This is a genomic window from Actinospica acidithermotolerans, from assembly GCF_018139625.1.
Classification (GTDB): Bacteria; Actinomycetota; Actinomycetes; order Streptomycetales; family Catenulisporaceae; genus Actinospica; species Actinospica acidithermotolerans.
Genome location: NZ_JAGSOH010000002.1, coordinates 1 through 11691, shown reverse-complemented (window position 1 = coordinate 11691; position 11691 = coordinate 1). Strand labels below are relative to the sequence as shown.

Below are 11691 nucleotides of genomic sequence, written 5' to 3'. Positions count from 1 at the left end.
GGTGCGCCTTCCTAACGGCGGATGCGGGCCATCGCGGGATCGAAGAGCGGCTCCTCGGCCACGCGGGCGGCGAGGCGGCCTCCGAAATACTCTACGTGCACGTGGGAGCCGGGTTCGGCCGCCGCGGCCGGCAGCCAGGCGTACGCGATCGACGCGCCGACGCTGTACCCGTACGCCGCGCTCGTGACGTAGCCGACCGGGGTTCCGTCGACGTACACCGGCTCCTTGCCCATCACGACCGCTTCGGGGTCTTCGAGGACGAGGCAGGCGAGGCGCCGGGCCGGCGTCTGCCGGTCGGCCAGGGCGTCGCGACCGGTGAAGGAGCCCTTGCCGAGCCGCACGGCGAATCCGAGCCCTGCTTCGTACGGATCGTGCTCGGGCGTCATGTCCACGCCCCAGGATCGGTAGCCCTTCTCCAGGCGCAGGCTGTTGAATGCGCTACGGCCGGCGGCCACGACGCCAAGTGCCTGTCCCGCCTCCCAGAGCGTGTCCCACAGCCGCAGTCCGGCGTCGGCCGTCGTATACAGCTCCCAGCCGAGCTCGCCGACGTAGGAGACGCGCAGGGCCGTGACCGGTATCTCGCCGATGTACGCCTGCCTGGCCTTGAAGTAGCCGAAGCCGCGATGACTGAAGTCGGTGCGCGTCAGCGGCTGGACGAGGTCGCGCGCGAGCGGTCCCCAGACGCCGATGCAGCAGGTGCCGGCGGTGATGTCGCGGATCCGGACGTTGTCCGGCAGTCGCCGGGTGAACCAGTCGAGGTCGAGCTGGCCGTTCGCGCCGACCTGGAAGCGGTCGGGGCCGAGGCGGGCAACGGTCAGGTCGCTGCGAATCCCGCCGAGCTCGTCGAGCAGCAGCGTGTACGTGACCGCGCCCACGGGCTTGTCGAGCTGGTTGGTGGTCGTGCGCTGGAGGAAAGCCAGCGCGCCCGGGCCGGTGACTTCGAGGCGCTTCAGCGGGGTCATGTCGTACATCGCCACGCGGTCGCGCGTGGCCAGCGCCTCCGCGCCCGCGATCGGCGACCAGTAGCGCGAGGCCCACGCGCCGCGCGGCGGGATCGCGTCGACGCCGGGGAGGCCGGCGTTGGCCTCGAACCAGTGCGGGCGCTCCCAGCCGCCCGCCTCGAGGAACACGGCGCCGAGCTCCTGCTGTCGCGGGTAGAAGGGGCTGACGCGCAGCGGACGCGGCTGCTCGGCGGGTTGCAGCGGATGGATGATGTCGTAGACCTCGACGAAGTTCTGGCTGCTGCGCCGATGCACATACGGCGGCGCGAGTTGCACGTCCTCGAAGCGGTTGATGTCGCACTCGTGCACGTCGACGCTCGGCTGTCCGTCGACCAGCCACTCCGCGACGGCCTTGGCCACGCCCGCCGAATGCGTCACCCACACCGCCTCGGCGACCCAGAAGCCGTGCAACTGCGGGGATTCGCCGAGGAGCGGGAAGCCGTCGGTCGTGAACGAGAAGATGCCGTTGAAGCCCTCGTCCAGCTTCGCGGCGGACAGCGCGGGCAGCAGATCGGCGGCGTCGCGCCAGGAGGGTTCGAAGTCGTCGGCCGTGAACGCGAGCATCGAGGGCATGGCCGGGCCGCCCGGCGAGCCGACGTCGGCGAGGTCGACGGGCATCGGCCGGTGTGCGTACGAGCCGATGCCGATCCGGTCCTCGTGCTCGCGGAAGTACAGGTCACGGTCCTGGTGGCGCAGAATCGGAAGGAGCGCTTCGGCGACCGGATCGGCCTTCCGGTCGCTGAGCGCGGGGACCGGCGTCGTTCGGACGTACTGGTGCGCCATCGGCAGGAGGGGGAGTTCGAGCCCTGCCATGCGTGTGACTTTCGGCCCCCAGAAGCCCGCGCAGGAGATGACGACGTCCGCAGGGAACGTGGCCTGATCGGTCACCACGCCGGTCACGCGTCCGTTCGCCGACTCGATGCCGACGACGGTGTGTTGAGGCAGGAAGCGCGCCCCCTGCTCGATCGCCCGCAGTGCCTGGGCTTCCGCGGCGCGTACCGCCTTGGCCAATCCGTCGGTCGGTGTGTGAAACCCGGCGAGTACGCGGCCGCGGTCCAGCAGCGGGTGCAGCGCGACGCACTCGCCGGGATCGAGTAGGCGCGCCGGAACGCCCCAGGAGGCCGCGTAGCCCGCCTTCCGCTTGAGGTCTTCGGCGCGCTCGGGCGTGGTCGCGACTTCGAGGCCGCCGACGGCGTTGTAGCACCAGCGGCCGTCCAGTTCGAGCCCTGAGTACTTGGCGACGGTGTACGCGGCGAATCCGGTCATCGTCTTGGAGGGGTTGGTCTGGAAGACGAGCCCGGGCGCGTGCGACGTGGAACCGCCGGTCGCGAACAGCGGGCCCTGGTCCAGCACCGTGAGCCGCCGCGCCCAGCCCCGCGCGCTCAGTTCGTCGGCGAGCGCGCAGCCGACGATGCCCGCGCCGATGATCACGATCCTGGGCTGCGCCGGCATGGGGTCCCCTCGCTGTTGCGTATAGCGAAATGGAGCTCGCGATAAGGAACAGGTTCGGGCGCGGTCCGGCAGCTGTCAAGGGCTCGGGGGCATCGTTGTGAGCTGATACGACGGGGAAACAATGGCTCATGCCGAGTTAACTCCGGAGCCTTGACGGGGTACTCGGCTGATTCCATGCTGTCTGCAATCCCGTTGCGCGATAAGGAGACTGTCTCTGATTGCGCAACGATCGAGGAGGTAGGTCCGACCGTGCGTTCCGACTCGCTCTTCATCGACGGCACCTGGCGGCCGTCCGCCGCCGGCGCCACCCGCTCGATCCTCGATCCCTGCGACGGGACCGTGATCGCGCAGGTCGCCGAGGCGGATGCGGCCGACGTGGGTGCCGCGGTCGCCGCGGCGAAGGCGGCGTTCCGGAGCGGCGAGTGGTCCGGATTGCCGAGCTCGCGGCGCATCGCCGTGCTCAACGCCGTCGCCGATGCCCTCCAGACGCACCGCGACGACATCGCCAGGCTGGAGACCCGCGACACCGGCAAGACGCTCGCCGAGAGCGAATACGACGTCGACGACTCCACCGCCGTCTACCGCTACTACGCGGCGTTGGCCGCCCAGGATTCGGGACGCGTCGTCGACGCCGGACGTGCGGATGTGGACAGCCGCGTCGTGCACGAGCCGGTCGGCGTGTGCGGCCTGATCACGCCGTGGAACTACCCGCTGCTGCAGATCTCCTGGAAGATCGCGCCCGCGCTCGCGGCCGGGAACACGCTCGTCGCCAAGCCGAGCGAGCTCACCCCCTTGACGACCATCCGGCTGTTCGAGCTGCTGGAGATCGCGTTGCTCGAAGCAGGCGCGCCGAGCGGGGTGGCGAACCTCGTTCTGGGCGCGGGCGCGGCCGGAGCCGCGTTGGCCGCGCACCCGGACGTCGACCTCGTGTCGTTCACCGGCGGAGCGGCCAGCGGGAAGTCCGTCATGAGGGCCGCCGCCAGCACGGTCAAGCGCGTCGCGCTCGAACTCGGCGGCAAGAACCCGAACATCGTGTTCGACGACGCCGACTTCGACACCGCGGTGGACTTCGCACTCACCGCCGCGTTCCTGCACTCCGGCCAGGTCTGCTCGGCCGGCTCGCGCCTGCTGCTGCACCGGAGCCTGCACCAGCCGTTCGTCGCCGAGCTGGTGCGCCGCGCTGAGCTGATCCGCGTCGGCCGGGGCCTCGACAAGGACAGCGAGACCGGCGCGCTGATCTCGGCCGCCCACCGCGAGAAGGTCGTGCGGTACATCTCGGGCGCGCTCCAGCAGGGCGCGAAGCTGCGCTGCGGCGGCACGCGGCCGACCGAGCCAGCCCTGAAGCCGGGCTTCTTCCTGCGGCCCGCCGTGCTCGACGACTGCACCGCGGGCATGACCATCGTGCGCGAGGAGGTCTTCGGCCCGGTGCTCACCGTCGAGACCTTCGAGACCGAGGACGAGGCCGTCGAGCTCGCCAACGACACGCCCTACGGCCTCGCCGGCGCCGTCTGGACGGCGAACGAGGCGCGCGCCGCGCGGGTCGCGGCCCGGCTGCGGCTCGGCACGGTGTGGATCAACGACTACCACCCCTACGTGCCGCAGGCCGAATGGGGCGGCTACAAGCAGTCCGGCACCGGCCGCGAACTCGGCCCGGCCGGGCTGCGCGAGTACCAGGAGACCAAGCACATCTGGCGCACGCTCGACCCGAAGCCGCAGAGGTGGTTCTCGGGCTGAGGCACCGACCTAGGGAGGCATATGACTTCGGCCGAGATCCACGACGTGGTGATCGTCGGCGGCGGCACGGCGGGCGCCGTGCTCGCCGCGCGGCTGACCGAGAACGCGGACCGCACCGTCTGCCTGATCGAGGCGGGCCCCAGCGACCTCGGCGACGACCGCGTGCTCCGGCTGCGCAACTGGATCAACCTGCTCGGCACCGAACTCGACTACGACTACCCGACCACGCCGCAGCCGCGCGGCAACTCCAACATCCGGCACTCGCGCGCCCGGGTGCTCGGCGGCTGCTCCTCGCACAACACCATGATCAGCTTCCTGCCGCAGCCGGCCGACTTCGCCGACTGGGAGGCGGCCGGGGCCGCCGGCTGGGGCTACGAGGCGATGCTGCCGCACTACCGGCGGCTGCGGAACACCATCGCGCCGGTCGCCGAGAAGGACCGGAACCCGATCGCCAAGGACTTCGTCACCGCCGTCAGCACCGCGCTCGGCATCGCGGAGATCGAGGACTTCAACGCCGAGCCCTTCGACGAGGGCGTCGGGTTCTTCTCGGTGGGCTACGACCCGGAAACCGGCATCCGCTCGTCCTCCTCCGTCGCCTACCTGCACCCGGTCCTCGACCGGCCGAACCTGACCCTGCACCTGGAGACGTGGGTCGAGAAGCTGTCGGTGGCGGACGGCCGCGCCACCGGCGTGCGCGTGCGCCGGCCGGACGGCTCCGTCGAGTTCGTCGAAGCGCGCGAGGAAGTCGTGCTGTGCGCCGGATCCATCGACACGCCGCGCCTGCTGCTGCTCTCCGGGATCGGCCCCGCGGACCAGCTGCGCGAACTCGGCATCGAGGTCGTCGCGGACGTACCCGGAGTCGGCGAGAACCTGCTCGACCACCCCGAGTCGATCATCATCTGGGAGACGAAGGCGCCGCTGCCGCCGGAGTCGGCGATGGACTCGGACGCGGGCCTGTTCGTGCGCCGGGACGCCGGCGATCCGCGCCCCGACCTGATGTTCCACTTCTACCAGATCCCGTTCTGCGAGAACACGGCCCCGCTCGGCTACCCGGTGCCCGAGCACGGGGTGTGCATGACCCCGAACATCCCGCGGCCGCACAGCCGCGGCCGGCTCTACCTCACCAGCGCCGACCCCGCGGTGAAGCCCGCGCTGGACTTCCGCTACTTCACCGACCCGGACGACTACGACGCCCGGACCCTCGTCGACGGCATCCGGCTGGCCCGCGAGGTCGCCCGGACGGCCCCGTTGTCCGACTGGCTGCTGCGCGAGGTGGCGCCCGGACCCGACGTGACCGGGGACGAGGAGCTGTCCGAGTACGCGCGGCGTGCCGCGTTCACCGTCTTCCATCCGGCCGGCACCTGCCGGATGGGCGCCGCGGACGACGGGCTCGCCGTCGTCGACCCCGAGCTGCGGCTGCGCGGCGTGGCCGGAGTGCGGATCGCCGACGCCTCCGTGTTCCCGAGCATGCCCACCGTCAACCCGATGGTGGCCGTGCTGATGATCGGCGAGAAGGCAGCAACCCTGATCGCTAAGGAGTGAGCACGTGACCTCATCCGAACCGCCCGCAGCCACCGCCCTCGCCGAACCGGGCGACACACGCGATCTGGCCCGATTCGGCTACAAGCAGGAGCTGCACCGATCCCTCGGCTCCTTCTCCAGCTTCGCCGCCGGGTTCAGCTACATCTCCATCATGACCGGTGTCTTCCAGCTCTTCGGCTTCGGCTTCGGCGCCGGGGGACCGGCGATGATCTGGACCTGGCCGCTGGTCTTCCTCGGCCAGTTCGCCGTCGCGCTCTGCTTCGCCGAGCTGGCCGGGCAGTTCCCGCTGGCCGGCTCGGTCTACCAGTGGGCCAAGCAGATCGCCAGCCCGGCCACGTCCTGGATGGCCGGCTGGATCATCATCATCGGCTCGATCGTCACCGCGGCGGCCGTCGCCGTGGCCTACCAGGTGATCCTGCCGCAGGTCTCGCTCGGCTTCGAGATCGTCGGCGGCTCCTCCGACGCGGGCCTGACCAGCACCCCGGCCGGCGCGCGGAACGCCATCGTGCTCGCCCTCGCGCTGATCGTGTTCACGACGGTCGTGAACATCCTCGGCGTGAAGGCGATGGCGAAGATCAACAACTTCGGCGTGCTCGTCGAGCTCTGCGGCTCCACGCTGCTCGTCATCCTGCTGATCGCGCACGTCAAGCACGGCCCGCAGATCGTCACCGAGACCAACGGGACCGGAGCCGGGCACGCGGGCGGCTACGTCGGCGCGTTCCTCGTCGCGGCCGTCATGAGCGCGTACGTGTTCTACGGCTTCGACACCGCCGGCTCGCTCGCCGAGGAGACCCTCGAACCGCGCAAGCACGCCCCGAAGGCGATCCTGCGCGCCATCAGCGCCGCGTTCGTCATCGGCGGCCTGCTGATGCTGTTCGCGATGATGGCCACCAAGAACCTCGGCGACTCGAACATCGGCACCCTCGGCCTGCCGTACATCGTCAAGAGCGTGCTCGGCAACGGACTCGGAGACGTCTTCCTGATCTGCTCGGCGATCGCGATCACCGTGTGCTGCCTCGCCGTGCAGACCGCCGCGATCCGGCTCATCTTCTCCATGGCCCGCGACCAGCGGCTGCCCTTCTCCGCCTCGCTCGCCAAGGTCTCCGAGCGCTCCCGCACCCCCGTCCTGCCCGCGCTGCTCACCGGCGGCCTGACGATCGTGCTGCTGCTGATCAACATCGGAAACCAGCGGGTGTTCTACATCCTCACGTCGGTGGCCATCATCCTGTTCTACATCCCGTACCTGATGGTCACCGCTCCCGTCCTGCTGCGCCGCCTGCGCGGCGGCTGGCCGGGACCCGAGCACGGCGCGTACTTCAGCCTCGGCCGCTGGGGCCTGCTCGTCAACGGCTTCGCCGTCCTCTACGGCGCCGCGATGATCGTCAACCTCGCCTGGCCCCGCGCCGCCGTCTACGGCAGCGACCACTGGTACTACCAGTGGGGCGGCGTCGTGTTCACCACCGTCATCGTCCTCGTCGGCGCCGCCTACTACGCACTGCGCCAGCATGGCCGCGTGACCGAGTCGGTGATCGAGTCGGTGATCGAGGGGGAGGTGGTGCCGGAGGCGCTGCCGGAGGTCTGATTCGGCGACTGCCGGGTGGAGAGCGGATCGCGTGCTCCGCCCGGCAGCCGCGCGTGGCTCCGGCTCAGCCCGGCAGGTGCCCCATGAGGTACGAGATCTCGGTAGCCGCCGCGATGACGCGTTCGGCGACTTCGGGGATGCGCGCCTCGGGCAGGCGGAATGAGGGGCCTGACGCGCTGACGGCGGCGATGACGAGGCCGCCGGGGCCGCGGATCGGGGCGGCCACGGCGTTGAGGCCGGGTTCGAGTTCTTCGACGGTGTAGGCGTAGCCGGCCGCTCGCGCCTGCTCTAGCTGCTCGCGCAGCGCGGCGGGGTCGGTGAACGTGCGGGGGGTGGAGGGTTCGAGGCCTTCGGCGATCAGGGCCGCCGCGCGGTCGTCCGGGAGGTGCGCGAGCAGGACCTTGCCGCTGGACGTGGCGTGGAGCGGCGTGCGTTGGCCGACCCAGTTGTGCGTCGTGATGGAGGAGCGTCCGAGCACCTGGTCGATGTTGACCGCGCTGGAGCCGTCGAGCACGGCTATGTTGACCGTCTCGCCGACCTCGTCGGCGAGACGGGCGCAGATCGGCCGGCTCTGCTGGTTCAGGTCCATCTGGCCGCTCATCGCGCCCGCGAGGCGGAGTAGGCCGAAGCCGAGGCGGTAGGCGCCGCGCTCGCGGGTCTGCTCGATCAGGCCCCTGCGTTCCAGGGCGGCGGCGAGGCGGAAGGCCGTGGACTTGTGCACGCCGAGGTGCGCGGCGAGCTCCGTGATCCCGAGTTCGCCGCGCCCGGCGAGCAGTTCCAGGATGCTGACCGCCCGATCCACCGACTGCACCGGCGACGCGCCCGACACGCCCTCAGTGTTGCTCATAGCGCAACAGTATGCAGGAAAGTGTCCCCGCTACGCGTAGACCTCGGCGACGTTGTCCTTCGGGACCGGTTGGCCGTGGCCCGCGGGGCCTGAGGCGAAGGCGCGCATCAGGTTCTCGGTCGTCTTCGTGACGAAGGCGCCGGTCCTGGCATCCATGCCGTTGTCCGCGTCGGGGGTACCCGCGAGCAGGCCCTCGACCCAGCGCATCGTTCCCGAGGCGAAGACGCCGGCGCCGCTGGCGACCGTGTAGTACGCCGAGTCCGAGTGACTCGACTCGCCGTTGCAGACCAGCGGGGAGTGCGCGACGATCTCGATCGGCCGCGGCGTCGGCTGGTCCGGCGTCACGCGGTCGTACTCGACGCCGATGAGGTGGTCGAAGCTGTCGCCCTTCTTCACGCCAGTGCCGTCGAACAGCCAGTGGTCGGCGTTCAGGACGACATAGGGCGCGTCGGTCGGATAGTTCTCGTAGAGCACGCCGGTCATCGACGATTCGGGATCGGGTGACGGGTCGGCGCGGAAGTCCGTGGTCACGAGCGCGTTGTCGCGGCCGTACAGCGGATCCTGCTCGTAAGAGGTCTTATAGCAGGCCACGTCGCGGTTCGCGCCGAGCGCTGTGTCGGAGAGGCGGATCCGGCGGAAGCACGTGTTCGCGCCGAGGAACGCGACGTTCGTGCCCGCATCGCGCGCGGCCATGACGCTCTTGCGCTGCTGCGGCGTCCAGTACTCGTCGTGGCCGAGAGAGAAGACCGCATTGGCGCCGTCGAGGATGCTCGGATCGTCGTGCACGTCGATGCCCGTGGTGTACGCGACCGGCAGGCCGAGGCGTTCCGCGAGCACGACCGCCGCGCGCTCGTAGACCAGGAACTTCTCGGCGCCGACGTCGTCGTACGGCCGATCGAAGCTGACCACGAGCGACCGGGTGTCGTAGCTTCCGTTCGGACCCTGGTAGAGGCTGTAGCCGCCCCACAGGTTGTACGCCTGCCACGTAGCAACCGCGTGCATCAGCAGCAGTCTGCCCTTCGCGCTCGACGACCGCACGATCATCGGCACGTAGCGCTGATGGCCGTTCGCGGCGTCGAGGCGCAGCAGGTAGGCGCCCGCGGGCCAGCCGTCCGTCGAGACGGTCAGCGATTTGGTCCATTCGGTCGAGACGCGGCGCGTGGCGCTGTCGAGCCGCGAGGCGGACTGCATCGCCCCCCGCTGCGACTCGGACGTCCACACGAGACGAGCCTCGGCGCCGCCATACCAGCCGACGCGGAACGCGCGGACCTGGTACGACGCGGCGGTCGTCGAGACGTAGAGGCCGAACTGCTGACCCGGCAGCACGCTGTACCGATCGGCGTATCCCTGGATCGCGTCGGGCTTGCCGGCCGAGGTGATCCGCCAGTTCGCGTCGCCCGGCAGGTCCTCCTCGGCGACGGCCGACGAGGACGCCGCGGACACGCCGGCGGCCGCGCTCGGGCCTGCCCCCGACGCCGCAGTGGCGCTCGAGAACCCGGGTGCGCCGGAGGCCCCGGAGTGCTGCGTGACCGCGATACCGACTCCCACGGCGCCGAGCGCGCCCGCCGCCGCCGCGCCGAGCACGACCCGTCGCTTCGGGCCGCGTCCGCCTTCGTGGTCCTGATCCTGATCCGCGCCGCGCTCGCGCTGTTCGCTCACGGCGCCATGGTACCTGCGGATCAGGGCCCGAAGTGGTGCTGCGGACCGGCGCCGCGCTGCGAGGCGAAACCGTCCGCGACGTGCGCGGCGAGCTCCAGGTAGGCGTCCGCGGTGGCCGGCTTGAGGTACTCGAGGTCGACCTCGGCGCCGGTGGCGAGGTGCGAGTCGTACGGCACCGAGACGACCGCCCGGCAGCGCGCCGCGAAGTGCGCGACCAGCTGGGACAGGTCGATCTCCTTGGACGACGGGCGCACCGCGGAGATCACCGTGATCGAGCGGCGGACCAGGTCCTCGAAGCCGTGCGCGATCAGCCAGTCCAGCGTGGTCGAGGCCGAGTTGCCGCCGTCCACGCTCGGCGTCGCGACGACGATCAGCTGGTCGGCCATCGTCAGCACGCCGCGCATCGCCGAGTAGAGCAGGCCGGTGCCGGAGTCGGTGAGGATTATCGAGTACTGGTTCTGCAGCGCCTCGATGATCCGCCGGTAGTCCTCGTCGTTGAACGTGGTCGAGACGGCCGGGTCGACGTCGTTGGCCAGCACCTCGAGCCGGCTCGGGGCCTGCGAGGTGAACCGGCGCATGTCCACGTAGCTGCGGATGTTCGGCAGCGCCTGCATCATGTCGCGGATCGTCGCGCCGGTCTCCCGGCGCACGCGGCGGCCGAGCGTGCCGGCGTCGGGGTTGGCGTCCACCGCGATGACGCGGTCGCCGCGGTTCCAGGCGAGCGTCGCGCCGAGGGCGGTGGTCGTCGTGGTCTTGCCGACGCCGCCCTTGAGCGAGATGACCGCGATCTTGTAGCAGCCGAGCAGCGGCGTGCGGATCCGCTCGAGCTTCTCCAGCCGCTGCGCCTCGGACTTGCCGGGCTTGACCTTGATGACGCCGCCGCTGACCGAGCGCACGGTGCGCCGCCAGCCGGTCTTGGCCACCGGCTCGGCCCGGCGCACCAGGCGCTCCGAGCTGAGCTCCTGCGAGGCCTGGAAGCCCAGCGGCGTGGCCAGGCCGGAGCCGTAGGACTGCCCGGCGGACGCGGTGTAGCCGGAGTTCGGGGCCGGCGGCAGCTGCTGGGCCGGGAAGTAGCCGGGCTGCGGCGCCGGGTTCTGGCCGGAGTCGTACGGCTGGCCGGGCAGCGGCTGCTGCGGACCCTGCGGCGGCTGGCCCGGCTGTCCGGGGTACTGCTGCGGGTAGCCGTATGGAGCCTGCTGCTGCGGGTAGCCGTACGGAGGCTGCTGCTGCTGTGGCGCGTAGATCGGCTGGTCGCCCTGCTGCGGGCCCTGCTGTGGCGTCGGCGCGTTGAACACCGCGAACGGCTGCGGACCGGGGTTCGGACCGGGCTGCGGCGGCTGCGGGGTGTTGACCGGCGCCTGGTTGATCGGCATGGGCGGCGCCGGGTGCGGCGGCTGCGGAGCGGGGAACTGCGGCGCGGGCACCGGGGCGGGCAGGTTCTGCGAACCCTGCGTCGCGGGCGGCGCCGGCGGCGTCAGCGGCGCGGGCAGCGACTGCGACTGCGGCGGCGCGGACAGCGGCTTCGGCAGCGCCGGGGGAGCGGGCGACTCGGAGCGCTGGTCCTGGACCGGCGACGAAGGCGACGGCGGAGTGGCCGGGGAAGGCGGCGACGGCGAAGTGGCCGGCGACGGCGGAGTGGGCAGCGAAGGCGGTGACGGCGGAGTGGCCGGGGACGGGGCGGCGGCCTGCCACACGCCGGGCGCGGGCGGGTCCACCGGAAGCTCGCTGGAGCGCGCGGCGGCGGACGACGCGTCAGCCGACGAGTCAGTGTTCCGCGACGTCTGCGCGTTCGGCGGCGGCGGCGGCGGGGGCGGCGGCAGCGCCGAACCGCCCTGCGACTGATGCGGCGCGGGCGACGGAGGCAGCGCCGGACC

At 71.3% G+C, this 11691-nt stretch carries 8 protein-coding genes; 4 read left to right on the top strand and 4 right to left on the bottom strand.

The window, feature by feature from the left end:
- Positions 1-11: 11 nt before the first annotated feature.
- On the bottom strand, positions 12-2453 hold the full coding sequence (locus tag KDK95_RS00880) for a GcvT family protein (RefSeq protein ID WP_212516003.1): 2442 nt from the start codon (positions 2451-2453) through the stop codon (positions 12-14).
- Between the two features lie 174 nt (positions 2454-2627).
- Here KDK95_RS00880 and KDK95_RS00875 point away from each other — a divergent pair, with 174 nt between their 5' ends.
- The 3 genes from KDK95_RS00875 to KDK95_RS00865 are packed head-to-tail and all read left to right on the top strand — an operon-like array spanning position 2628 to position 7311.
- Entirely contained in the window at positions 2628-4187 is a 1560-nt protein-coding gene (locus KDK95_RS00875; RefSeq protein ID WP_249159991.1) for an aldehyde dehydrogenase family protein, read from the top strand.
- Positions 4188-4208: 21 nt separating this feature from the next.
- Positions 4209-5729, top strand: a complete 1521-nt coding sequence (locus KDK95_RS00870) for a GMC family oxidoreductase (RefSeq protein ID WP_212516001.1) — start codon at positions 4209-4211, stop codon at positions 5727-5729.
- 4 nt (positions 5730-5733) lie between these two features.
- Entirely contained in the window at positions 5734-7311 is a 1578-nt protein-coding gene (locus KDK95_RS00865; RefSeq protein ID WP_212516000.1) for an amino acid permease, read from the top strand.
- Between the two features lie 64 nt (positions 7312-7375).
- On the opposite strand, the gene KDK95_RS00860 is transcribed toward KDK95_RS00865, so the two are convergent.
- The 3 genes from KDK95_RS00860 to KDK95_RS00850 are packed head-to-tail and all read right to left on the bottom strand — an operon-like array spanning position 7376 to position 11190.
- Positions 7376-8158, bottom strand: a complete 783-nt coding sequence (locus tag KDK95_RS00860) for an IclR family transcriptional regulator (RefSeq protein ID WP_212515999.1) — start codon at positions 8156-8158, stop codon at positions 7376-7378.
- 30 nt (positions 8159-8188) lie between these two features.
- Positions 8189-9817 carry a N,N-dimethylformamidase beta subunit family domain-containing protein gene (locus KDK95_RS00855; protein WP_212515998.1) on the bottom strand — a complete coding sequence of 543 codons (1629 nt, stop codon included), beginning with the start codon at positions 9815-9817 and terminating at the stop codon, positions 8189-8191.
- 20 nt (positions 9818-9837) lie between these two features.
- The gene (locus tag KDK95_RS00850) at positions 9838-11190 is read right to left on the bottom strand and encodes a MinD/ParA family ATP-binding protein (RefSeq protein ID WP_212515997.1); all 1353 of its coding nucleotides are present in this window, start codon (positions 11188-11190) and stop codon (positions 9838-9840) included.
- On the opposite strand from KDK95_RS00850, the gene KDK95_RS00845 reads away from it, so the two are divergent.
- A complete protein-coding gene (locus KDK95_RS00845; RefSeq protein WP_212515996.1) occupies positions 11189-11659 on the top strand; it encodes a hypothetical protein in 471 nt (156 codons plus the stop codon). The genes KDK95_RS00850 and KDK95_RS00845 overlap by 2 nt on opposite strands.
- Positions 11660-11691: the final 32 nt, after the last annotated feature.